This is a genomic window from Hymenobacter crusticola, assembly GCF_002154225.1.
Lineage (GTDB): Bacteria > Bacteroidota > Bacteroidia > Cytophagales > Hymenobacteraceae > Hymenobacter > Hymenobacter crusticola.
Window position 1 is genome coordinate 76,666 of the sequence record NZ_MTSE01000018.1, and the last position, 23,510, is coordinate 100,175.

Consider the following 23,510-nt stretch of genomic DNA (forward strand, 5'->3'; position numbering starts at 1 on the left):
ACGATGCCGCCGCTTGATGGCGCGAAAAAACAATCTGTCAGCTGAGTGGTCTTAAACAACGCTGCGGCACGAAGCCGTTGCCACCATCTACTTGTTACTCTCCTCACCCATGAAGATTGGAATCATCGGGGCCGGCCACATCGGCAGTGCCCTCGCCGTACGGCTCGTTAGCCTCGGCCATTCTGTGCGCATTGCCAACTCGCGCGGTCCCGAAACCTTGGGCGATGTTGCCCAGAAAACGGGCGCAACCCCCGCTACAGCCCACGAAGCGGCCCGCTACGGCGACTTGCTAGTAGTGACTATTCCGCTGATTAATATTCCTGACCTGCCCAACGATTTGTTTGAAGGCGTGCCGGCTGAGGCGCCGGTGATTGACACCAGCAACTACTATCCGATGCTGCGTGATGGCCACCTGCCGGAACTAGAGAGCGGCACGCTTACCGAAAGCGAGTGGGTACAGCAGCACCTAGGTCGGCCCGTGGTGAAGGTGTTCAACAACATCTTTGCCGCGCACCTCGAACAAGAGGGCAAGCCCGCTGGTACGCCCGGCCGCATTGCCTTGCCCGTGGCCGGGGATGACGCCGCGGCGAAACAAAAAGTCATGGCCTTGGTCGAGGAATTGGGCTTCGATGCCGTGGACAACGGCAGCCTGCACGAATCGTGGCGGCAGCAGCCCGGCACGCCGGTGTACTGCACCGATATGCCGCTCGCCGAGTTGCAGCAAAACCTAGCTAGTCTTGGCACCGAGCGTACGGAGGAACAGCATGCGCAGTTCCTGGCCAACCACGCCGAGCAAGAAAAGCAAATGGAAGCGCAAGGCATCCGGCTAAAATAACCTAGGTCGAAAATAGCGGTTTGGTCGCTACTTGATCCAGCCCCAACCCAAGTGTCGCAGCTGTTGCCGTGGCGTTTGGCTTGGGGCTTTGTCTTGTGCATTTCCTTCATAATCAGCTTTTTGAAAACTATTCAATTTTTTTTACCGCAACCGAATAAGGGCTAACTTATTCCCATCCTTGCTCCTCTGCTAACTGCCAGCTACCAGTCTAGTGGCTAGCGAAAAAGACGACGTCAAACGGCCCGGAGGACCTAGGTTCTCCGGGCCGTTTGACGTCGTCGGATCTCGGGTCAACGCTTACTCAATCTGCAAGGAACTCGTCTGTTGCTGCTGCCCCGCGCGCACCTGCAAGCGGTAGATACCCGCCGGCAGCGCAGGCAAGGCGAGTGGCAACGTCGCAGCGGCGGAGGTCGTCGTTGTGCGCGTGAGGACCACTTGACCTAGGCTATTGTAGAGCGTTACCTGCAACGGACCCATAGCCGCGGTTAAGGCCGTGGGTAGCAGAAGTTGTACTTGCTCGCGGGCAGGATTAGGATACACTTGCAGCCGCTCACCTAGCCCAGCCAGAGGAGCACGGCTACTGGCTAGCACGCGGGTGGCGTTGCTGCCATTTTGATTGAGGCGCACGCTGGTGGAACTGCTGCCGCTGTTGCCGGTAGCTAGGTCCACGTCGCCGTCCCCGTCGAGGTCGGCTAGTGCCAGGCCCGAGGGCGTGCTGCCCACAGCTACGTCGGCGGCGGCGCGGAAGCCACCGGCGCCATCGTTCAAACGCACGCTGGCAGTGTTGCTGCCGGCATTGGCCGTGACGATGTCGAGGTCACTGTCGCCGTCTACATCGCTCAGCACCAGTCCCACAGGGTAGGCCCCTACAGCCACGGGCTCGCTGGCGCCAAAACTGCCCGTACCGGTGTTGCGGTGCACGTTCACTTGTCCGCTTCCAGCATTGGCCGTAACTAGATCTAGGTCGCCGTCGGCGTCCACGTCGCCGAGGGCCACGTTCTCCGGATTCGCGCCCACGGGCACCTCCACGCCGCCACCGAACACGCCAGTACCATCGTTCAGACGCACGCTGGCAGTAGTACTGTTGGAGTTGGCCGTCACAAAGTCGAGGTCACCATCGCCGTCTACGTCTCCCACAGCTAGGCTCAAGGGGCGCGTGCCGATGCGTACCTGCTGGGTGCCGCTGAAGCGGCCCGTGCCGTCGTTCAAGCGCACGCTCACTTCGCTGTAGGCACTCTGGTCATTGGCGACGTAGTTGTCGGCCAGGAGGTCTAGGTCGCCGTCGCCGTCTACGTCCGCCAAGGCTACCCCGTGCGGGTTGCGGCCCACTTCCACTTCTTGGGCACTACTGAAGCCTCCTTGTCCGTTGTTGAGGCGCACGCTTACAGTACTGGGGAAAATGGTACTGGAGTTGGCCGTCACGAAATCCAGGTCGCCATCCCCGTCCACGTCGCCGGTGGCTAAGTGGTAGGGCCCCCGGCCTACGTTCACGGCGGGGCCAGGCAGGTAGGTGCCGCGGCCGTCGTTGAGGCCCACGCTCACGGTGTTGCCGCGCTCGTTGGTGGTGAGGAGGTCTAGGTCGCCGTCGCCGTCGAGGTCCGCGGCCCCCACGCTGTGGGCACCGCTGCCGGCGGCTAGGTCGGCGCTGCCGCCGAAAGAACCCGTGCCACCCGTGGTTTGGGCCGTGAATTGGAACACATAGGGCGGCGCAGCCCCGCCCCCCTCGCTGCGTACGGTGGCCGGTATCACCACGGACACGGTCTCACCCGGGCGGAAATCGGTGCTAGGATCCACGGCTACCGTGCTGGCGGTGGTACTCACCTGGCTGGCTTTGCGCCCACCTGCCTGGGCCGAGAAGACGCGCACGTTACTGGCCGCGGTGGGGTTTACTGGTTGGGCAAAGGTCACCGCTACGTTAGCCGAGCGGGCGGCTAGCGCGTTCCGGGTGGGGTTCGTGCTTACAACCCTGAATGCCGTTGGGCGCTGCACGGTATAGGTTTCGCCCGCAAAAGGAACGTTGGCAATACCGGGCATCACACCGTCCGAGTTAGCTAGGTCTAAGCGCAGCGTACCGTTGCCGGTGCCCGTATTGACTGTGACTTCAAAAGCCAGCCCGGCGCCCGTGATGCTGCTCAGGCTCGCGCCGGTGAGCCCCGTTGTGGCTAGGCTGAAATTATTCAAGGTCAGGCTCGCTGCATTCGGACGGGCGGAGAAGAGGACCAGGTAACGCACACTGGCCGCATCGGTGGTGGGCGGGTCTAGGCGCGAAATACCCAGCACCTGCACAGGCGCCAGGTAAACGACGTTGAACTGCGTGGAGGCGAGGTTACCGTTGTCCGCGCGGTCCTGCGCCACGCCCGCGGGCACGCTCAGTTGCACCGTCGAGCTAGTAGGCGTCACGCTTACTTGGTGAGTAATCCCATTGCCTGTGAAGCGACTCACCGTACCGCCAACTACGTGTATGTCACTGGCGGTGAAGTCGCGCACGCCCTCGGAGAAATTAATGGTGAAAGGAATCGGGTTCGCGCTGGTCCAACTACCCGTTGGCCCGCTGATCGTCACCTGCGGCGGCGTATTATCCACGGTAAACTGCTGCGAACTTTCCCCACTACCCGAGCCCGAGGGGTCAATCAGGTACCCATAAACGTTATACGTACCCTCCTCAAATGGCGCGGGGGGCAGGCTCCAGTTGCCCCTTTCGTCAGAGGTTGTCGTGCCCCGCAACGCGCGCGAGGGATAGTCATAAATCATGACGCGGCTGTTGGGCTTGGCGTACCCGTTGATGGTAACAGGGCTCTTGACTGCACCCGTCGGCCCAATGCGGGGCGGCTCGGGGGGCGTGCGGTCAATCAGGTAAGTCTCGCCGGCGAAGGGTAGTCCTTCTAGCACCGGGGTGACGCCTGTGCTATTGTCCAGGATCAACTGCACGGGGAGCGAGCCGCGCCCCCCATAGCCGACCTCGATGGTGTAGCGTGCGCCAGATCCGGTGATCTGATTGATGTACGGGTACTGATCCGAACCCGTGACAACCCTAAAATTGGCCGCCGACAACCCGCTCACGCTGCCCGAAAGCGTGAGTGTGTAGGGCAGCGTACGGGAGCCGTTCGGCGACACCGAAGCCCGCACCAGCGAAACCACCGTCACGGCTTCGGCGCGCCCGACGGGCCTAATGACGGAGGCCCCGTGCCGGGTAAGCGCGGCAATTGTTTGGGGGTAGCCGGCCGCCGCTAGCGGGTGGATGGTTAGCAAGGGCAGCCAAGCGAGAAATAAGCTGGCCACCAGCAGGCGAAGCCCAGCGGATACGTGTTGCATAAGAAGCTAGTTTGAAAAGGATAGAAATACAGGAAAGGCACGTGAAAAAGGCGAACGAGAAGGCGGCGGAGGCGCTGTCGGGCGCCGATAATCATGCGCGCGGCCTCCATCTGCAATTGCGACCAAAGAGACGACGCTAGCCGTCCGCCCACAAGCCGCGCTTCTCCCCTAAATAGGGTAGAGAGCAGTCTTTTTTTCACCCGCTCCTTTGCTGACCTTTACCACCATGACGCTGCCCTACCGCTTGGTGATTATTGAGGACGACCCCACCGTGCGGGAGCTGCTGCACGACTACCTAGGTCGCCAACCTGAGCTAGCGTGCGTGCTCGTCGCCGACTCGGCGGAGGCCCTGCTGGCGTGGCTGCCCGATGCGGTGCAGCCCCCGCAGCTCATCCTGCTCGACATCCATTTGCCCGGGCGCAGCGGCCTTGATATTTTGCCCCGCCTGCGCCAGCTAGCTCCCACTGCCGAGGTCGTGATGCAAACCGTGTTTGAAGATTCGGCCAGCATCTTCGAAGCCCTGCGCCGCGGCGCCAGCGGCTACTTGCTCAAGAGTACCCCGCTGCCAGCCCTCAAAGCGGCCCTGCTGGAAGTGATGCAGGGCGGGGCCCCGATGAGCCGTGCTGTGGCCCGGCAAGTGCTGGCGCACTTTCGTCCGCGGCCCTTGGCGCCTTCGGCTGTGCTCACGGAGCGGGAGCAGGAGATTGTGCAAAACCTGGTGGCAGGCCTAAGCGAAAAGCAAGTGGCCCAGCAGCTCGGCATCTCGGTGCAAACGGTGCACAGCCACAGTAAGAGCATCTACCGCAAACTGCACGTGAGCAGCCGCAGCGAGCTGCTCAACTCGCTTCGTTAGCCTAGTGGTGCTATCCCCTACCGTAGGCAGTAATGTTTATCCCGTTACCTAGGTCGGTATTCCGAGTAGCACCTCCCAGCCCGGCCCGTCGGAGCGGGGGCCTATCCGCAACTGGCCGTCCAAGGCTCGCGCCCGTTGTTGCATTATGCGTAGTCCCAAGCCCCCGACGCCAGGTGGGCGAGGCGGGGTGGGGCCATCGTCAACGACTTGCAGCCATAGGCCGTCTCGGTTGCGGCCCAAGGTCACGTCCAATCGCGTCGCTAGCGGGGCGTGCCGCACCACATTGGTAATAGCCTCTTTGGCGAGTAAGTACAAATGCTGCCGCAACTGCGGCGCCAGGGGCTCCGCATCCAGCAAGTTTGTGGTTGTAAGCTGGGTGCGCAAGGTAGTCGCCTCGGTCGTTTGGTCGAGGTAGTCGCGCAGGCGGTCGAGCAGCGCCCCCACCGTATCAGCCCCCGCGTCGATGCTCCATACCACGTCCCGCATGGTGGTTAGGGCGGCGCGGCTATCCGCGAGCAGCGCCGCGGTGCCGGCCGGCGGCAGACCTGTCTGTTTCTCGTGGAGCAATTCTGCGCGCATGGTTACCCGCGTGAGCAGCGCCCCTACCTCATCGTGCAAGTCGGCCGCAATCCGGGTGCGCAGTTGCGCTTCCCGCAACAGGCGGCGCTGGCGTGCTCGAACAATACCTAACCCGGCCGCCACCGTCAGCAGCACGAGCAAGCCCATGCCCACCGCCAGTGTGCGCTGCCGCCGTAGCCGCGCCACCTCTTGGTCGCGGGCGCGCAGCAGGGCTTGCGCCCGGCGTTGGATGAGCTGGTAGCGCCGGGCCACCTGCCTGGCGCGGGTCAGGACTTGTTGGCTGGTGAGCGTATCGCGATACGTGTCGTAGCGGAGTTGAAACTGGTAAGCGCGGGCAAAGTCTCCTTGCCGGGCGTAGACTTGCGCCAGCACCCGGCATACATCCCGCATAATGGGTTGCCGGCTGCCCGGCGGCCGACGCGCATACGCCCGCTCCCCATAGTGGCGGGCACTATCCAGTTGGCCAGCGTGCAATGATAGGTCGGCCAGCGTCCCGTAGAGGGTCGTCACGGCGCCCACGTCGTGCAGTTGGTGTGCTAGGCATAGCGCGCGTTGCGCGTGCTGACGCGCCAAGGGGTACTGCCCTAGCTTGGTATACACCTGCGCGAGCCCCCCGGCCACCGTCATATGGTCTTGTGGGTACTGCGCGTAGGTAGTGGCTTGCTCGTAGCCCCGCCGGGCGCGCGCAATTTGCCCTTGCTCCAGGTAGAATTCACTCGAATTGAGCAACACCCGCAGCAATCCTAGGGAGCTATGGATGAGGTGGTTGAGTTGCAACGCCCGCTGGTAATAGGCTTGCGCTTGGCCCGGGTCGCCTAGCTGGGAATAATCATAGGCGATGCTGCTGAAAGCGTTAGCCTGGCCGGCTTGGTCATCGGCTTGCTCAGCGAGGTGGAGGCTGCGAAAGAGCCAGTCCAAGGCCTGGGCGTAATCGGTATAGAAGGTACCTAGCAACCAAGCACTGCGGGCGCGCAGGGCGAGGTCTGGCTGGCGCTGAGCGACAGACCAAGCGGCCAGCCAATATGCTTCCGCGCGGGCGTGGTGCGTGGTACCCCACTGGTTACGGCCGAGGGCAAAGAGCAGCTGCGCCTCAAGCCAAGCGTCGTGCTGGCGCCGGGCAGCAGGCAGAAGGGTCAGTAGCTGCGCTTGCGCCTGTTCGTGCTCACCGGCTTGCACCCGTCGACGTGCTGCTAGCAGGCGCGCGCGCAAGACGCCGCTGGTATCGCCTACTTGATGCGCTAGCTTGGCGGCAACTGTTGCGAGCGAGTCTTGCTGGGGCCGAGGCAATTCCTCCTCCAGAGCCAGTTGCCAGAGCAGGTGTTCGTGCGTCGCGTCCGGGGTTGGATGCTGGGCGAGTTGTTGCCACAGGCGGTGCAGGCGTCGCGACTGCGCCGAGGCCGCTAGGGTGGAGAGACTTAGTAGGGCCAGTACCCCCGCCCGCAGGAACCAAGCAGCCATAAGGTGTCGTACCCGCGCGCAGAAGCCGGGAATAGCGGCAAGGTAGTACGCGTGCCGCTTGATCGGCGCATCCTTACCTAGCTTTACCTAGCTTTTCTGCCTTCTGCTCGCCGGTTTGGGTATGGCTCCCGGCTGACCGCTAAGCTTCGCGAATTAGTCGGTACAGCTGCTCACGATAGGTATCGCTCACCGGAATTTCCTTGTCCTGAATGTAAATCGTGTTGCCATCGACCATGCGAATTTTATCCAGCGACACGATGAAGGACTTGTGCACTCGCAAAAACGGCGGCTGCGGCAGCGTCTCGGTCAGTTCCTTCAACGTTTGGTAGGTGACTACGCGTTGGGTGGGCAGATTGATAGAGACGTAATTGCTTAACCCCTCGATGTACAGAATATCGCCGTAGTTGACGCGCAGAAACTTGTTCTTGCTTTCCCCCTTCACGAACATGTGCCCAGCCGCGGGCGGTGGGTGCGGGGCGGCAACTGCGGTACCTGTCGCTATTGGCGTTGCCGCCGAGGGCGGGCCAGACACTTGCGTCAAGGCTTTTTGAGCGGCTTTGAAGAAGCGCTCGAAAGCAATGGGCTTGAGCAGGTAGTCCACCACGTCGTTTTCGTAGCCTTCGAGGGCATATTCGGGGTAGGCCGTGGTGAGCACAACCTTGCACTTGTTACCCGCCAGCTTCAAAAATTGCAGGCCTGTGAGCTTGGGCATTTGGATGTCCAGGAACACTAAATCAACTTGGCCCTGCTGCACCAGGGTTAGTGCCTCGATCGGATTGGTGGTGGTGCCTACCAGCGTGAGAAAAGGGATTTGGCTAATATAATCGGCTAGGATGAGCAGAGCCGGGGCTTCGTCATCGACAGCAAGGCAGCGAATCATGGCGAGGGGTGTAGAGCCGCCTAGCGGCGGCTCGTCGTTGGAGGATTGGAGTTACGCTGGTAATATATCATGCAACGACGAGACGCCACCAGGCGGCCGCCGCCGTTCTGGCTTAGCCCACCAGCCGCAAGGACGTCGTAAACTGTTCCTGGTCCGAATCTACCCGAAGCACGTGGCGCTCCGGGTACAAGAGCTCCAGGCGGCGGCGCAGGTTGGGCAGACCGATGCCAGTGGTGGCATCCTTGTGGTTGTCGCTGCGCTGGTTTTTAACTTCAAATTGCAGCTTCTCCTCCTCTAGGTTAAGATGGATGCGCACGGGATTTTCTGGGTCGTCGAGCACGCCGTGCTTAATGGCGTTTTCCACGAAGGGAATGAGCACGAGCGGGGCCACCTGGCGGCCGGCGGGCTCGCCCGTCACCGTGAACTCCACGAAAAAGCTGTCGGGGAAGCGCAGGCGGTAGAGCGCTAGGTAATTGTGCAGGTACTCGATTTCTTTTTCCAAATCCACCTGTCCATCGGGGCTTTCGTGCAGCATATAGCGCATGAGCTCTGAAAGCTTCAGGATGGCGTTGGCCACGGGCTTGGCCACGGGGTAAGCCATGCTAAAGAGCATGTTGAGGGTGTTATAAAGAAAGTGCGGGTTGATTTGGGTTTTGAGGAAAGCTACTTCGGCCGCCCGCTTTTCCTCACGCAACTGGCGGTTTTCCCGCTCGCGGCGCAGGGCGGCCTGCGCGCCCCAGATGGCCGCGCTCAGCACAATCATCGGACTACCGAAGAAGACGTTGTCGAAGATGTAATACGTCACCGTCGTGTCGGGTGTGTAGTTGTGAAAGCCTAGCAAGGCTGGGTAGATGGTCTCCTCAATCAGGGCCCGCAACCCGATGTAGAGCGCCAACACGCCCGCCAGTGCGGCTACCAGCTGCGGCCCACGGCCCGAGCGCAGCAGGCGCGGATACACCACAAGGTAGCACAGATAAAATTCCATGAAACGGATGAACAAGATGGATGCCGTGAGCCACAGCGCTATGCGCAGACGCGCTCTGTTGTGCAGAAACACGCCTAGAAACTCGTAGCCGCTATACAGCAGCCACCCTAGGATATGCCAGTAAACGAGCTTGTTTTTCATGAGAAAGCGAAAAAGAATATAGGCAGACCGCAGGCTGGTCCCACGTTGCCCTAGGATACCAAAGCTACTGCCAGCCGCCCGCGCCCACACCTTTTTTATGCGAAAGGGCGATTTTAGAATGTGAAAGGAGAAAACGACCTATTTGGGCAGTAACAGCAAGTTTTAGGGCATTGGAATAATGTTTTTTACCGGAGAAAAGGGCCAGCTCACCTTTGAGGCATCCATCAGCCAATGCCCTTTCCGATGCCTACTTCTCCTCGCTTCCGCTGCTTTTTCGTCCTGCTGTTGCTAGCCCTAGCCACCTTCTCGCAGCGGGTCGCCGCCCAGACGACTGCCACCGGCCTCGTACTGGATCAAGCTGGCCAGCCGCTGACCTTCGCCACGGCCGTGCTGCTAGCCCTCCCCGATTCTGCCATCGTAGGCTCCCAAACGACCACTGAGCAGGGCACCTATACCTTCAGCGACGTAAAGCCCGGCCGCTACTGCGTGAAGGCTATGCTGCTAAGCTACACCAGTGCCCGTAGCGCTGCCTTCGTGGTGACCCAAGCGGCTATGACGATACCGGCCCTGCGCCTAGCTGCTGCCGCCACAGCCCTGAAAGAAGTGACCATAGTAGGCAACCCGCCCCTACTGGAGCAACACGCTGACCGCACCGTGGTGAATGTATCGCGTCTGAACACGGCCGGCGAAACGGCCCTCGACATTCTCAAGAAAGCCCCCGGCGTGACCCTCGACAAGGACGACAACGTGGTGTACCGCGGCAGCGCCGGCGTGAACGTGCTGATTGATGGCAAGCTTACCTACCTGTCGGGTGACGCCCTGAGCAGCTACCTTAAATCCCTGCCCGCCTCCGCTATCAGCCAGCTGGAACTGATGCCTAACCCGCCCGCCTCCATGGACGCCGCCGGCACGGCCGGCGTCCTCAACATCAAGCTACGCCGCAGCCAACTCCCCGGCTTGAGTGGCACCTACACCCTAGGCCTTGGCCAAGGCCGCTACGAGAAAAGCTGGGTCGGTACTAACCTAGCTTACAACGTGGGCAAAGTGCGCCTTTTCGCCCGCCTCGACGCCGGCCGCTACAACTCCTTCAACCGCCTCACGATGAGGCGCACCATTCGCGACAGCATCTTCAACCAAGAAAACCTGTGGCGCCCCCTCACCTACGCCGGCACTTACGCCATCGGCGCCGACGTGGCCCTTACCTCCCAGCAGAGCCTAGGTATCCAACTGCGCGGCGGCCTGAACTACACCGATGCCGTGAGCACCAGCAACTCCGTGACCACCGACTGGGCTGGCACCCCCGGTGGCCGTCGCCAGATGACCAACCCCCAAGCCAGCAACGGCACCAACCAGGCCCTAAACCTCTACTACCGCTTCGCCCTCGACAGCACCGGCCGCGAGCTGAGCGCCGCCGCCGACTACGTGCACTACACCAGCGGCAAAGACCAAAGCTTTTATAACGTGGTGTTTGCGCCCAGCACCGAGCAGGGCCGGCCGGCCGAGCAGCTACGCAGCGACGCTTCCTCGGAAACGACCATCCGGGCCGCCAAAATCGATTATGTGCACCCCTTCGCTGGCACCAAGTGGCGGGCCGAAACCGGCGTCAAAACCAGCTGGGTGACCTCGCGCAGCGCCATCCAGTTTGATAAGCTAATGGACAGTGGCTGGGAGCTCGATGGGCTGCGCACCAACCAGTTTGCCTACAACGAGCACATCAGCGCCGGCTACGTGAGCGTGAACACCACCCTGAACCGCCTGGAACTGAAAGCCGGCTTGCGCGGCGAGCTAACGCAAACCACCGGTACGCCCGCCATCGGTCCGCGCATCGCCCGCAACTACTTCCAGCTGTTTCCCAGTGCCTTTGCCAGCTACAAGGTGAATGAAAACAACCAAGTGAGCGCCTCCGTGAGCCGCCGCATCACCCGCCCCGCCTACCAGAACCTGAACCCCTTCCTCAACTACTCCGACTTCTATACTGCTCAGCAGGGCAACCCGTTCCTCGCTCCGTCGCTCTCCCAGTCCTTGGTGCTGAACTATCTGCACAAAGACTTTCAGGTGCTGAGCCTGAGCTACCTGCACGAAACCAACTCCGTGAACAACGTAGTGACCCAAAACGACGACACCAAGGTATCGACCAGCACCCCGCAGAACCTAGCCGAAACCAGCACCCTGATCCTGAGCTCGGGCGGCCACACCGACCTCACCAAGTTCTGGGGCATGGATAACCAGTTGAGCGGCAGCTACACCCAGGTGCATACCATCCTGCAGGACCAGTCGGTGAACCTAGCTAGCTACAGCTGGGCGGCTAGCTCCGACCACACCTTTACCCTACCCCGCAGCTACAAGTTGCTAGTGGGAGGCAGCTACGAGTCGCCCGGCGTTCAAGGCCTCTACCACACGAAAGCCAGCGGCGCCGTGAACCTAGGTCTGAAAAAGCAGCTCTGGGCGGAAAAAGCCACCCTCAGCCTGCGCGTGGCCGATGTGTTCAACACCAACCGCTTCCGCAGCACGCTGCGCTACAACAACGTGAACCAGACCTGGAACAACCAGTGGGAAAGCCGCCGCGTGACCCTAACCTTCACCTGCAAGATCGGCAGCGGCAAAACCCAGGCCCGCCGCACCGCCGCCAGTTCCGACGAAGAAGGCCGGGTGGGCAACTAACGCTCTAATCGGCAGCCATTACATCCGCTGCTGAGATAAGCGAGGGCAAGATGACAGAGGCTACCACTCCTTCCGAGTCGCACAGAACCGGAGTTACTCCTTGCATAACTTGATCTGAAAACGGTGCTCATCACTCCGAAAAGCAACGTTTCAGTGCGCTCCACGCGAGCTTATTTGCTCAGTTAAACAAGGCTACCTAAACCAACAAAACAGACAAGAACGATCAACTCATTATGGAGCAAGACCCAGCAGGGCGCCTGTACCAACGCACGGCTATTCGGAGGCCAGCTGGCGCCGGATGCGGCTCAAAGACTGCTGGGTGATACCTAGGTAAGATGCCACATCCCGTAGCGACACGCGCAAAGCAATGTCGGGCTGGTGCAGCAGGAACTTCTGGTAGCGAGCTGCGGCACTTTCGCCGAGGTATTGATTGCGCACCTGAATCTTATCGAGCAAGGTGCGTTGGGTAATCAAGTCAATCAGCGGCTGTAGGTAAGAGAGTTGTGCATAGAGTTGGTACAGCCCCGCATGAGGCAGCACAAGCAACTCAGCGGGGCAGGCCGTCTGGATGCCCTCAGTGGCGGGCACCTGGTGGAGGAAGCTAGCTAGGATGGTGCACAGCTGGTTTTCCTTTAAGAAGAAGCAAGTGGCTTCCGACCCGTTTTCGTGCGGTGCCATGATGCGCAGCACCCCGCGAACGATAAAGTACATCTCCTGGCACACCTGCCCCGGCCGTACCAGCACCTCGTTTTCGGGCAGGGAACGGTGACGCAGGCTTTGTGTCAGCAACTCCTGATCAGCTAACGGAATGTCGCGGAATAGCTGGAGATACTGCAGAAACGGCGTGTACGGCGACATCGTTTTACTGGGGTAATCCAGGAGAAGAAGCTGGCGGAAACGCGACGCCCGTGAGTTCGGCGCAGCTGGCCAGAAACTGGTCCTGCAGGGCCGCGTCCGCCGCTTGCGGGTGGAAGGCCCGCAGCCGTTGATGGTAGAAATACTGACCGCTAACCCTAGCAGCAGTTTCGTCGCTGGCGGCTAGCCATGCTTGCGTGACGGGCGCTTGAGCTAGGCTGTCGGGGGCGCCGGGGCCACCCATTTTGGTGGCGACCCAACCCGGCTCCAAGGCATTGGCTAGTACATCGGGCCACTGGCGCGCTACGGCGAAGGCCAACAGCACGTCGTGCAGCTTCGAATCGGCATAGGCTTGGTAGCCATTCCACGGGCGCTTTTCCCAGGTAAGATCCTGCAAGCTAGCGTCGCCGTCGCGATGCAACCCTGAGCTAAGATACACCAGCCGGGCGGGCTGCTGTATCAAGCAGGTTAGCACGTAGGGAGCGAGGGAGTTGACGGCCAACACCGGCGGCAGACCGTCGGCCGTGTTGCCGCGCCGCGGCTCGCGGTAACCGATACCCGCGTTGTGAATGATTGCCTCGAAGCGGCCGAGCTGGTTAACTTGGTTGGCTACCGAGCGCATGCCAGCTAGGGTTGATAGGTCGCCGCTCACGGCCGTTTCAACGCCGGGCACGGCGGCTAAGGCCTCTCGCGCCCGCTCGGGACTGCGAGCGTGCAGCACGACTTGATGCCCCTGCTGCACTAGCAAGCGGGCGGCTAGCTGACCAAGCCCATCGGCTGAACCGGTAATAAATATGCGCGCCATAACAAAAGACATAAGAGTAAAAAACGAACCGTACGCACCCTGCCACTAGATTACTTCTACGTGGTTGCCGCCGCTACGTACTGCCGCAGCGCATCTTCCAGCAGAGTAGCCCCGGTGTGTTGCTCCGCGCCAGTGCCAGCGAAGGCAATCCAGCCGCGGTTGAACCCGGCAACCATGTCGGTCATGAGCAGCGCAGCGGCGGGCGTCGCCCTCCACGAGAGATAGGTTGCCACGTGGTCGGCCGGCGGCACGACTACCGTTTGCAGGGGGCGGCCGAGCAGGTAGCTCAAGCAAGCTGTCACGTCATCTGGCGAATACAAACAAGGACCTGCTAGCTCTGCTACGCGCGGACCGGTCCAGCTTTCGAGGAGCATGCGCGCGGCTAGCTGCCCGATATCCTCCGTGGCAACCATCGGAATGGGGCGGTCGGTTGGGAAGAGTAGGCTGGGTACTTGGCCTGTCTGCTGAGCTTGGCTTATCAGCCCCTTGACGTTTTCCATGAACCACGCCGCCCGAATGGAAGCTGTAGGCATCGGCAGCTGCTGAAAGGCTTGCTCCATGTCGTAGAGCTTGCTGATGGCGCCGAGGCCGTGGTCGTGTTGCGCGCCCACCGACGACAGATACACCACTTTGGGCACGGCAGCGGCCTGCAAGGCGGCGGTAAGCGCCACCAGCATCCGACGATTTTCAGCGATGGGGTCGGCAACTTCCAACAACGGCGGAGTCGCCACAAACACGCCGTCGACGCCAGTGAAAGCGGCTTGTAAGGTCGCGGCGTCGTGCAAGTTGACAACGGCCACTTCCGCTGCTTGAGCCTGCCACGCGGCCGCTTTCGCTGGGTTGCGCACAACGGCGCGAACTGATTGACCGGCCGCTAGCAAAGCGCGGGCCGTCGCTCCACCGACCTGGCCGGTAATTCCGAGGATAGCAAACATACCTAGGGTTGGTTACGAAGTGAACGAGAGACGTAGTGCACTATGCGCTATGCCGAATAGCTTGCGGAGCTGCGTAGCGGAAGTGCTCAACAAAGGTCCGCTTCCAGCAGAAGGCGGCATTTACCATTTGGTAAATAGCGTAGCGGCTAGGCCGCCGAGCTAGCGTTCCTTAATCAGCCTCGCCTGCTTCCAGGTATCGTTCTGCTGTCATGCGGCAGCCAAGAACACCCGGTAGCCTCCCTAAACCATCTGGTCAGAAAACAGCCTTCCTTTCACCTAGAGGCCAGTTTGTAGCGTGCGGCTGCTTGTTCAGCTAGCGGCGGCTAATTTTCCTACTAAGCCGCGTAGCTTGCACCATTCCGAAGGCAGACCATTAGAGTACGGGCGCTCCTTTTCGGACAAACTGAGTGGATTCCTCATGTTTTGATACATTTACTGGCCCCACTACCTAGGTCTTGTCATCCACCTAGGCCCACCACCCACCCGGTAATTTGTTATGAAAATCCTGCTAGTGGAAGACCACCCGGAGCTGGCCAAAAGCATTGCTAGCTACCTCACGCAGGAGCACTATATCTGCGAAGTGGCTCCCACGTTCGATGAGGCGCGGGAGAAGCTAGCCTTGTTCACGTACGACTGCGTGCTGCTGGATATTATGTTGCCCGATGGCAACGGCATCAGCCTGTTGAAGCTGCTGCGCAAGGACGGCGTTGAGAGCAGCGTCATCATCATCTCGGCCCAGAACGCGCTGGATTTCAAGCTAACTGGCCTGAGCGAAGGCGCCGATGACTACATTACCAAGCCGTTTCCGCTGCCCGAGCTGCACGCCCGCATCAAAGCCATCATGCGACGGCGTAGCGTGCACAAAAACAACATCATCACCTTCCAAGACATCACCGCCGACCTAGAGTCGTTGGAGTGCCGTGTGAATGGTAAGCTACTGAATCTCACGCGCAAGGAAACCAACTTGCTGCTGTACTTCATCAACAACAAGGGCCGCATGCTCACGCGGCAGGCCATTGCGGCCCACCTCTGGGGCGACTACACCGACAACCTAGATAGCGTAGACTTTGTGTACCAGCACGTGAAAAACCTGCGCAAGAAAATCACGGATGCCGGCGGCAAGGACTACATCAGCACTGTGTATGGGTTTGGGTACAAGCTAAACGCGGCCGACTCGTGAAGCTCAACTACCGCTACACCATCGCCTACGCGGTTATTACGTTTTTCGTCCTGAGCATCGGCTTTGCCATTGTGTACGCGGCCCTGTCGCGCAGCGTCACCCAGGCCACCATTGGCAAGCTCGAACACCTGAACGCGGTGGTAGCGGCTCAGCTCAAAAGTGGGCGCGACTACACCGGCGACCCGTCGCGGGCTAACGTGCAAATCAGCCGAGCTAGCTTCGACTCGACAAACCACGGCAGCACGGCCCAAATTCGCGACGAGTGGAACGCTGCCTTACAGTCGGAAGTATCGACTATTCGCCTGACTACCTACGCGGTGGTGGGTGGGCAACCGTACCGCATCACCAGCAAAGCCGCGGTGGTGGAGCCCAGCGACGTATACCTGACGGGCTTGGTGCTGGTGTTTGCCTGGACGTTCGTTTTTCTGCTGGCCTTGGTGGTTATCCTCAGCGAGGTCATTTCCTGGTATATCCTCAAGCCGTTCAACAACACGTTGCGCGGCATTCAGCTTTTCCAGCTCAGCCAGAAGAACACCATCGACCTGCACCCGAGCCGCACGGCCGAGTTCAACGTGCTCAACGAGTTCTTGGTGCGCATGACGGCGCAGGCGCAAAGCGACTACCAAGGCTTAAAGGAGTTCTCCGAAAATGCCTCGCACGAGCTGCAAACGCCTATTGCTAGCATCAAGGCCAAAATCGAATTGCTGATAGATTCGGAGCTGACCGAAAAGCAGCTGCTCCTGCTCACCGGCATGCACGATGAGCTAGAGCGCCTCGCCAAAATCAACCAGTCGCTGACGCTGCTGGCCAAGCTGGAGCACTACGAGTCGGGGCCCGAGGTGCGCACCGACCTGAGCCAACTCGTGCGCACCACCGAAGCAGCCTTCGCCGACCTAGCCGAGATGAAAGGCATCCGGACGGTGGAGCAGATTGCCGACGACGTGCACGTCTCTTTCGACGAATCCTTGGCCCAGCTCCTGCTCAATAATCTGTTCAGCAATGCCATTCGGCACAACTTGCCCGGCGGCGAAATTCAACTTCAGCTTTCTGCTACAGAATTGGTGCTGGCCAATACCGGCCACGCGCCTTCCGCGCCCGTGAGTGAGTTGTTTGGGCGCTTCAAGAAAGGCAATGCCTCGCTCGACTCCATAGGCATCGGCCTCGCTATTGTGAAGCGCATCAGCGAGTTATACGGTCACCGCATCACCTACACATACGAAGACGGCTGGCATCGGATCAGGCTGGCTTTTGCCCCCGAACAGACCTAGCTACCAGTTGAAGGGGAGAACAAACGTTTGCGGTACCGATCCAAAATTTCAGATAATCGATAAGTTTTCTTCAAAATTCCTTCAAAATCGGGTACTTCATTTGTAAGGCAACCTCGAACAAACAGGATCTTTCTCCTACCATCCGGCACCTCAAACGTTTCCACCCGTGGCTATCCAACTCTCACCCGCTTCTCGCTCCTACGCCACTCCGGTGGAGGCCGCGCCGCTGGAGAAAGTTTCGCCCCGGCGGCTCAAGGCTATCCTGAGTGGTTCAGTTGGCAACTTGGTGGAGTGGTACGACTGGTACGTTTTCTCGTCCTTCTCGCTGTACTTCTCTGGCTCATTCTTCCCATCCGGCGACCCCACCGCGCAGCTGCTTCAAACGGCCGGCATCTTCGCCCTAGGTTTTCTGATGCGCCCCATCGGCGGCTGGATGTTCGGCCGCATTGCCGATAAAGTAGGCCGCAAGCAGTCTATGACGCTGTCGGTGCTGCTCATGTCGCTGGGCTCCTTGCTCATTGCCCTCACCCCTACTTACCAAACCGTGGGCCTGGTGGCGCCCGTTATGCTGCTCACGGCGCGGCTGTTGCAAGGCCTCAGCGTAGGTGGCGAGTACGGCGTATCGGCCACGTACCTCAGCGAAATGGCCACCCGCAACCGGCGGGGCTTTTATTCTAGCTTCCTGTATTTCACGCTCATCGGGGCGCAGCTGCTAGCCCTTGGCATTCAACTAATCTTGCAAAAAGTACTGCTCACGGAAGCCCAGCTGCTGAGCTGGGGCTGGCGCATTCCGTTCGTGATTGGCGCGGCCTTGTCCGTGGTGGCCTTGTACTTGCGCAGCAACCTCGACGAGACGCCGGTTTTTCAGACCCAGCAGCACACCCCCGACGAGCAGCGGGGTAGCGTACAAGTGCTCTTGAAGCACCCCCGCGCCGTACTGACGGTGGTGGGCCTCACGATGGGTGGCACGCTGGCGTTCTACACGTTCACCACCTACATGCTGAAGTTTTTGGTGAACACGGCCCACATGAGCAAGGAGTCGGCTACCAACATCTGCTTTCTATCGTTGCTCGTGTTTGCGGGCTTGCAGCCGGTTTTTGGGGCGTTATCCGACCGCATTGGGCGGCGGCCGCTGCTGCTGTTTTTTGGTTTGTTTGGGGCGGTGGGCACCGTCCCGCTGCTCACCGCCCTCAGCCACACCACCACGCCTTGGGTTGCCTTCGTGCTGCTGGTGGTGGCCCTCACCATTGTGAGCGGCTATAGCGGCATCAACGCGGTGGTGAAAGCGGAGCTGTTTCCCGTCGAAATCCGCGCCCTAGGTATCGGCTTGCCGCACGCCCTCACGGTAGCCCTGTTTGGCGGCACCGCCGAATACCTAGCCTTGTGGTGGAAGGGCACCGGCCACGAATCGTATTTCTACTGGTACATCGCCGGCTGCATCGGGTTGTCGCTGCTGGTTTTCCTGTCGATGGAAGAAACCAAGCAAACCTCCCGGCTTAACCTAGAGGAAGGCGGCTAAGCCCGCGCACCTCGCTTTCTCGCTGATTCCTAGCTGTTTTTGCTCGCCAATCCGTTGGCGCCGGGCGCTTATTGCCTTCTCCGGGCTAGCTCGCCTTTCACTCGTCTTCTTTCCAGCGTACCTAATCTTCTTCATGAGTATGAACGCAACCACCACTTCCGCCGCCCTTCTCGACCGCCTCAAGCCGCTGGGTTTTCAGCAGGCAAAGGCCGTCCGATTGAACCTAGCCCCCGCCGCCTTGGTGGAAGAAGCGCTTCGCAATGGGGAAGGTACGCTGACCGACACGGGTGCCTTGATGGCCGACACAGGCCAGTTCACGGGCCGCTCGCCCAAAGACCGTTTCATCGTGCGGGACGCTAGCACCACCGACAGCGTGTGGTGGGGCGACATCAACATCCCGTTCGACGCGGATAAGTTTGACCAGCTACACGCGAAGATGGTGGCCTACCTCACCGACAAGACGCTGTATGTGCGGGAAGCCTACGCCGGCGCGCACCCCGCCTCCCAGCTTAAGCTGCGCGTGGTGAATGAGCTAGCTTGGCACAATCTCTTCTGCTACAATATGTTCTTGCGCCCCGCAGAAGGCGCCGACACCTCGTGGCTGCCCGACTTCAGCATCATCTGCGCGCCCGGCTTCGAGGCCGATCCGGCGGTGGATGGCACCCGGCAGAAGAACTTCGCTATTCTGAATTTTACGAAGAAAACGCTACTTATTGGCGGCACGGGCTACGCCGGCGAAATGAAAAAGGGCATCTTCGGGGTGCTCAATTACCTCTTGCCGCACGAGCAGAACACGTTGCCCATGCACTGCTCGGCCAACGTGGGCGAGGACGGCGACACGGCCATCTTCTTCGGCCTCTCGGGTACGGGCAAAACCACGCTGTCGGCCGATCCGCGCCGGGGCCTCATCGGCGACGACGAGCACGGCTGGCTGCCCGGCGACGGGGGCGTGTTCAACTTCGAAGGCGGCTGCTACGCCAAGGTCATCGACCTGAACCCGGAGAAAGAGCCCGAAATCTGGAACGCCATTAAGTTCGGCGCCATCGTGGAGAACACGCGCTTCGTGCCCGGCACCTGCACCGTGGACTACGCCAACACCTCCGTGACGGAAAACACGCGCACGGCCTACCCGCTGCCTTTCATCCCGAACGCGGTGGAGCCCTCCGTGGCAAGTTCGCCGAAGAACATTTTCTTCCTCACGGCCGATGCGTTTGGGGTGCTGCCGCCCATCAGCAAACTCGATAAGAGCCACGCCATGTACCACTTCCTCTCGGGCTACACGGCCAAGGTGGCGGGCACGGAAATGGGCATTACGGAGCCCCAAACCACTTTTTCGGCGTGCTTCGGTCAAGTGTTCTTGCCGTTGCACCCCACGCAGTACGCCGAAATGCTCGGCCAGAAAATGGACGAGCACCCCGATGTGCACGTGTGGCTGGTGAACACCGGCTGGAGCGGCGGCAGCTACGGCGTGGGCTCGCGCATGAAGCTAGCCTACACCCGCGCCATGATTACGGCCGCCCTCGACGGCGCCCTCCACCACACGAGCTTCACCCAGCACCCCATCTTCGGGGTAGGTATTCCGGACTTCGTGCCCGGCGTGCCGACCACCATTCTGGACCCGCGCAACACGTGGCAGGACCCAGAAGCCTACGACAAAACGGCCGCGGAGCTAGCCCAGAAATTCGTGCAGAACTTCCAAAAGTTTGCCGCCTTCGCCAACGACGACATCCTGGCTGGCGCACCCACAGTGGCCGCGGCGGTAGCTGTGTAGATAAGGCGCCGTAGCAGCTTTCTTTCTCTTTTTAATCACTCATTCCTGAGCCTCGCGCTTCACTAAAGTGTGGGGCTAGGTAGCCCTTGCCTATTCCACCGGGGTTGCGGGCCGCCGCACCCAGGAAATTTCCACTTCTATTCTTTGCTTTCATGAAACGATTGTATTCGAACCTGACCGTGCAGGTCCTGACGGCCATTGCCCTAGGGGTTGTGGTGGGGGCGCTGTTTCCGAGCTTCGGTGCGGCCCTCAAGCCCGTGGCCGACACGTTTATCAGCCTGATCAAAATGCTGATTGCGCCCATCATCTTCCTCACGGTGGTGCTCGGTATTGCGGGCATGGGCAGCCTGAAAAAAGTAGGCCGCGTGGGCGGCAAGGCGCTGCTGTACTTTGAAATCGTGACGACCCTAGCCATCGGCATCGGCATTGTGGTGGCCAACGTGACCCAGCCCGGTGCCGGCGTGCAAGCCACTGCCCGCGCCGTGCTCCAAGACAGCAAGAAAGCCGAGGAAGCCGCCAAGTTCACTTCCCAAGCCGGCGACATGAACTGGGTGGAGTTCTTCACACACATCGTACCTAGCAACGTGGTTGATGCCTTTGCCAAAGGCGACATCCTGCAAGTGCTGCTCTTCTCGGTGCTCTTTGGCCTCGCGCTCAATCAGATGGGCCAAGCCGCGCAGCCGCTCGTCAAAACGTTCGACCGGCTCTCGCACGCCATGTTCGGCGTGCTGGCCATCGTAATGAAGCTAGCTCCGCTGGGCGCCTTTGGCGGCATGGCCTTCACCATTGGTAAGTATGGCATCGCGACGCTATTGCCCCTGGGCAAGCTCATGCTGGTGGTGTACGCCACCATGTTCCTATTCATCTTCGTGGTGCTCAACCTGATTTTGCGCTACTACAAGCTCCGTTTAGGTCCGTACTTGCGCTTCATCAAGGAAGAGATTCTGCTGGTACTGGGCACGTCGTCGTCGGAGTCGGCGCTGCCGCGCATGATCGACAAGCTGGAGCGCTACGGCTGCTCGCGCTCGGTGGCCGGCTTGGTTATCCCGACGGGTTATTCTTTCAACCTCGATGGTACGTCTATTTACTTATCCATTGCGGTAATCTTCCTGGCGCAAGCTTTTAACATTCCGCTTTCCGTTACCCAGCAGCTCACGCTGATTGCTATTCTGGTGGTTACCAGCAAAGGAGCGGCGGGCGTCACGGGCTCGGGCTTTATCGTGCTAGCCTCCACGCTAGCTGCCACCAAAACCATTCCGGTGGAGAGCGTGGCGTTGCTGCTCGGCGTCGACCGCTTTATGAGTGAGGCGCGGGCCATCACCAACGTTATCGGCAACGGTGTGGCCGCGCTGGTCATTGCCAAGAGTGAGGGCGAGTTCGACGAAGCGCGCCATCAGTTGGCCTTGCAAGGCAACTCGGTGCCGGAAGAATTACTGCCGGAGCCCGTTTCGATGATACCCCGCGTGGAGAAACTCACGCCGAACGAAGTACCCGTAGCCGTTTCGGCGCGGCACTAGAACCTAGGTCGCCGGCTACTTACCCGTCGTGCTCTTACCGCTTCCCTAGGTTTTGCAGAACCCTAGGGCGCATTCTGCCTTCCCCAAAATCCCATCCTCTTCTTTCCCCTCATGCACAAGCTTTTCACTCGGCTCCTGGTCGTAGGAGCACTGCTTGCTGGCTCGGTAGCCCACGCGCAGGTAATCTTGCCGCCGACGCCCGGCAAGGCACCCGACCCGGCCCCCAACGTCATTCCGAAACCAGCCGCGCAGCCCGCCAAATCGGCACCCTACGGAGCGGGCATGAAGATCAACATCTCCCCCGACGGCTCGAAGTACGTGCGCATCATGACCGCGCACCAGGTTTGGGCCCGCTATACAGAAAACAATACTGGCACCCTGTCGGCCACGGAGGAGCCCACTCCTAGCCAGACTGATTTCAGCTTGCGCCGCTCCCGGGTGCTGCTGGTGGCGCAGCTCAACTCGCGCTTCGTCATCATCACGCAGCTAGGGGTCAATTCGCAAAACACGCTGTCGGGGGGCGGGCCGGGGGAACCAACCGGACCGGGCAAAAAGCCTTCGTTTTACCTGCACGACGCCACCATCGATTATAAGGTAAACAGCCACCTGAGCCTAGGTGGCGGCTTGCACGCCTACAACGGCATCTCGCGCCAGAGCAGCTTTGCTGCTTTCTCACTCCTTACTCTAGACGTGCCGGGCACGCAGTGGCCCGTGACCGATGCCATCGACCAGACGGGCCGGGGCCTTGGCCTCTTTGCCCACGGCCGGTTCGGGCACTTCGACTACCGCTTGTCGGTAAACGATGCTTTCCGCAACAACCTGAGCAGCACGCCCGCCACCCTCACCACCGACGTAGCGGCCTTCAACCCGCGGGCCCGCGGCAAGGTGTACCAAGGCTATTTCACCTGGGAGTTCTTGGAGAAAGAGGCCAACCTCGTGCCGTTCACGGTGGGCTGCTACCTAGGGAGCAAGCGGGTGTTGAACCTAGGAACCGGTTTCCTGTACTACGGAAAGGGCATGTACATGCGGTCGGAAGCGGCCCCTAGCTTGCAACCCAACACCAGCGCCTGGACGATTCCGTACACAAAGCAAGATTTGAGCGTATTGGCCGCCGACATCTTCTACGACACACCCGTCGATACCACTGCTGGCAACAAAACGGCCTTCACAATTTACGGCGCCTTCTACCGCTACAACATGGGTTCCAACTTCATGCGCTACGGCGGCAACGTCAACCCCGGTGCGGGCTCGGCCGTGCTGCGCGGCAACTCGGTACCGGTACTAGGCACCGGCACCGCCCAAACCATCCAGACGGGTTTCTTGCTGCCGCAGCGCCTGCTCGGTCCGAAAATTCGGCTGCAACCCTACGTCGATTACATCCACGGGCACTATGATGGCCTGCGCCGCACCGATGGCCGCATTCAGGACGTACATATTATGGATGGCGGCGTAAACGTACTGCTGGATGGGCACCAGGCGAAAGTCACGCTAAACTACCGCGCGCGCCCCGACTTCAACAACATCAACAACCTCGATTACCGCCCGGAAGTCACGATGCAGCTGCAAGTGATTCTCTAAGCTTCACGCCTCCGGTGCCCCCTGTAGCTGCTTCAGCGCCCCGCCAACCTAGGCCAAGGCGTCCTGTCGCGCTACGTATTACCCCTTTTATTATGCTCAAAATCAACAAACAAGACGCCCTCAACTACCACGCCCAGGACCCCGCCGGCAAGATTGAGGTAGTGCCCACCAAGCCCGTCAGCACCCAAGCCGACCTCGCCCTGGCCTACTCTCCCGGCGTGGCCGAGCCCTGCATGGCCATCTTCGAGAACCCCGACGACGTGTATAAATACACAGCCAAGGGCAACTTGGTAGCGGTCATTAGCAACGGCACCGCGGTGCTCGGCCTGGGCAACATTGGCCCGGAAGCCTCGAAGCCGGTGATGGAGGGCAAAGGCG

General features: G+C 60.4%; 16 protein-coding genes and 1 pseudogene. 10 read left to right on the forward strand and 7 right to left on the reverse strand.

Translation table 11 applies throughout. The features are described from left to right. The first annotated feature begins 109 nt into the window (after nucleotides 1-109). The gene (locus tag BXP70_RS22670; RefSeq protein WP_086596409.1) at nucleotides 110-835 is read left to right on the forward strand and encodes an NADPH-dependent F420 reductase; all 726 of its coding nucleotides are present in this window, start codon (nucleotides 110-112) and stop codon (nucleotides 833-835) included. Nucleotides 836-1,132: 297 nt separating this feature from the next. On the opposite strand, the gene BXP70_RS22675 is transcribed toward BXP70_RS22670, so the two are convergent. Beyond that, nucleotides 1,133-4,147, reverse strand: coding sequence for an FG-GAP-like repeat-containing protein (locus BXP70_RS22675; protein ID WP_086596410.1), 3,015 nt, complete (start codon nucleotides 4,145-4,147; stop codon nucleotides 1,133-1,135). Between the two features lie 208 nt (nucleotides 4,148-4,355). Here BXP70_RS22675 and BXP70_RS22680 point away from each other — a divergent pair, with 208 nt between their 5' ends. Then, the gene (locus tag BXP70_RS22680) at nucleotides 4,356-5,000 is read left to right on the forward strand and encodes a response regulator (protein ID WP_086596411.1); all 645 of its coding nucleotides are present in this window, start codon (nucleotides 4,356-4,358) and stop codon (nucleotides 4,998-5,000) included. 48 nt (nucleotides 5,001-5,048) lie between these two features. On the opposite strand, the gene BXP70_RS22685 is transcribed toward BXP70_RS22680, so the two are convergent. The 3 genes from BXP70_RS22685 to BXP70_RS22695 all read right to left on the reverse strand — a co-directional run bounded on the left by BXP70_RS22685 (nucleotide 5,049) and on the right by BXP70_RS22695 (nucleotide 9,043). Continuing rightward, nucleotides 5,049-7,037: a tetratricopeptide repeat-containing sensor histidine kinase gene (locus BXP70_RS22685; protein ID WP_086596412.1), complete on the reverse strand. Its 1,989-nt coding sequence runs from the start codon at nucleotides 7,035-7,037 to the stop codon at nucleotides 5,049-5,051. 139 nt (nucleotides 7,038-7,176) lie between these two features. Beyond that, nucleotides 7,177-7,917, reverse strand: a complete 741-nt coding sequence (locus BXP70_RS22690; protein WP_086596413.1) for a LytR/AlgR family response regulator transcription factor — start codon at nucleotides 7,915-7,917, stop codon at nucleotides 7,177-7,179. Between the two features lie 112 nt (nucleotides 7,918-8,029). Continuing rightward, on the reverse strand, nucleotides 8,030-9,043 hold the full coding sequence (locus BXP70_RS22695) for a sensor histidine kinase (protein ID WP_086596414.1): 1,014 nt from the start codon (nucleotides 9,041-9,043) through the stop codon (nucleotides 8,030-8,032). Nucleotides 9,044-9,286: 243 nt separating this feature from the next. Here BXP70_RS22695 and BXP70_RS22700 point away from each other — a divergent pair, with 243 nt between their 5' ends. Then, on the forward strand, nucleotides 9,287-11,704 hold the full coding sequence (locus BXP70_RS22700; RefSeq protein WP_179197786.1) for a TonB-dependent receptor: 2,418 nt from the start codon (nucleotides 9,287-9,289) through the stop codon (nucleotides 11,702-11,704). A 273-nt stretch (nucleotides 11,705-11,977) separates the two neighbouring features. Here BXP70_RS22700 and BXP70_RS22705 read toward each other — a convergent pair whose 3' ends face one another. Genes BXP70_RS22705 through BXP70_RS22715 form a run of 3 tightly spaced genes read right to left on the reverse strand, consistent with a single transcriptional unit; the run spans nucleotide 11,978 to nucleotide 14,299 of the window. After that, nucleotides 11,978-12,562 carry a Crp/Fnr family transcriptional regulator gene (locus tag BXP70_RS22705; RefSeq protein ID WP_086596416.1) on the reverse strand — a complete coding sequence of 195 codons (585 nt, stop codon included), beginning with the start codon at nucleotides 12,560-12,562 and terminating at the stop codon, nucleotides 11,978-11,980. 4 nt (nucleotides 12,563-12,566) lie between these two features. Continuing rightward, nucleotides 12,567-13,364, reverse strand: a complete 798-nt coding sequence (locus BXP70_RS22710; RefSeq protein ID WP_086596423.1) for an SDR family NAD(P)-dependent oxidoreductase — start codon at nucleotides 13,362-13,364, stop codon at nucleotides 12,567-12,569. 56 nt (nucleotides 13,365-13,420) lie between these two features. Beyond that, nucleotides 13,421-14,299: an NmrA family NAD(P)-binding protein gene (locus tag BXP70_RS22715; RefSeq protein ID WP_086596417.1), complete on the reverse strand. Its 879-nt coding sequence runs from the start codon at nucleotides 14,297-14,299 to the stop codon at nucleotides 13,421-13,423. A 496-nt stretch (nucleotides 14,300-14,795) separates the two neighbouring features. Between BXP70_RS22715 and BXP70_RS22720 the strand changes: the two genes are divergently transcribed. The 7 genes and pseudogenes from BXP70_RS22720 to BXP70_RS22750 all read left to right on the forward strand — a co-directional run. Then, nucleotides 14,796-15,479, forward strand: a complete 684-nt coding sequence (locus BXP70_RS22720; protein ID WP_086596418.1) for a response regulator transcription factor — start codon at nucleotides 14,796-14,798, stop codon at nucleotides 15,477-15,479. Next, entirely contained in the window at nucleotides 15,476-16,747 is a 1,272-nt protein-coding gene (locus tag BXP70_RS22725) for a sensor histidine kinase (protein WP_086596419.1), read from the forward strand. Before BXP70_RS22720 ends, BXP70_RS22725 begins: the two co-directional genes overlap by 4 nt. Before the next feature lie 166 nt (nucleotides 16,748-16,913). Next, the gene (locus BXP70_RS22730; protein ID WP_245849723.1) at nucleotides 16,914-18,266 is read left to right on the forward strand and encodes an MFS transporter; all 1,353 of its coding nucleotides are present in this window, start codon (nucleotides 16,914-16,916) and stop codon (nucleotides 18,264-18,266) included. A 139-nt stretch (nucleotides 18,267-18,405) separates the two neighbouring features. Next, entirely contained in the window at nucleotides 18,406-20,037 is a 1,632-nt protein-coding gene (gene pckA / locus BXP70_RS22735; RefSeq protein ID WP_086596425.1) for a phosphoenolpyruvate carboxykinase (ATP), read from the forward strand. Between the two features lie 152 nt (nucleotides 20,038-20,189). Continuing rightward, complete coding sequence (locus BXP70_RS22740) at nucleotides 20,190-21,554, forward strand: dicarboxylate/amino acid:cation symporter (protein WP_086596420.1); 1,365 nt, start codon at nucleotides 20,190-20,192, stop codon at nucleotides 21,552-21,554. A 111-nt stretch (nucleotides 21,555-21,665) separates the two neighbouring features. Next, nucleotides 21,666-23,132, forward strand: coding sequence for a hypothetical protein (locus BXP70_RS22745; protein ID WP_245849724.1), 1,467 nt, complete (start codon nucleotides 21,666-21,668; stop codon nucleotides 23,130-23,132). Between the two features lie 92 nt (nucleotides 23,133-23,224). Further along, nucleotides 23,225-23,510 (forward strand): annotated as a pseudogene (locus BXP70_RS22750) (NADP-dependent malic enzyme); the annotation flags it as partial.

Excerpts from the sequence above, each read along its gene's own strand:
- BXP70_RS22670 (WP_086596409.1), top strand. The coding sequence starts at position 110 with ATGAAGATTGGAATCATCGGGGCCGGCCACATCGGCAGTGCCCTCGCC.
- BXP70_RS22675 (WP_086596410.1), bottom strand. The coding sequence starts at position 4,147 with ATGCAACACGTATCCGCTGGGCTTCGCCTGCTGGTGGCCAGCTTATTT.
- BXP70_RS22685 (WP_086596412.1), bottom strand. The coding sequence starts at position 7,037 with ATGGCTGCTTGGTTCCTGCGGGCGGGGGTACTGGCCCTACTAAGTCTC.
- BXP70_RS22690 (WP_086596413.1), bottom strand. The coding sequence starts at position 7,917 with ATGATTCGCTGCCTTGCTGTCGATGACGAAGCCCCGGCTCTGCTCATC.
- BXP70_RS22695 (WP_086596414.1), bottom strand. The coding sequence starts at position 9,043 with ATGAAAAACAAGCTCGTTTACTGGCATATCCTAGGGTGGCTGCTGTAT.
- BXP70_RS22700 (WP_179197786.1), top strand. The coding sequence starts at position 9,287 with ATGCCTACTTCTCCTCGCTTCCGCTGCTTTTTCGTCCTGCTGTTGCTA.
- BXP70_RS22705 (WP_086596416.1), bottom strand. The coding sequence starts at position 12,562 with ATGTCGCCGTACACGCCGTTTCTGCAGTATCTCCAGCTATTCCGCGAC.
- BXP70_RS22710 (WP_086596423.1), bottom strand. The coding sequence starts at position 13,364 with ATGGCGCGCATATTTATTACCGGTTCAGCCGATGGGCTTGGTCAGCTA.
- BXP70_RS22715 (WP_086596417.1), bottom strand. The coding sequence starts at position 14,299 with ATGTTTGCTATCCTCGGAATTACCGGCCAGGTCGGTGGAGCGACGGCC.
- BXP70_RS22720 (WP_086596418.1), top strand. The coding sequence starts at position 14,796 with ATGAAAATCCTGCTAGTGGAAGACCACCCGGAGCTGGCCAAAAGCATT.
- pckA (WP_086596425.1), top strand. The coding sequence starts at position 18,406 with ATGAACGCAACCACCACTTCCGCCGCCCTTCTCGACCGCCTCAAGCCG.
- BXP70_RS22740 (WP_086596420.1), top strand. The coding sequence starts at position 20,190 with ATGAAACGATTGTATTCGAACCTGACCGTGCAGGTCCTGACGGCCATT.
- BXP70_RS22745 (WP_245849724.1), top strand. The coding sequence starts at position 21,666 with ATGCACAAGCTTTTCACTCGGCTCCTGGTCGTAGGAGCACTGCTTGCT.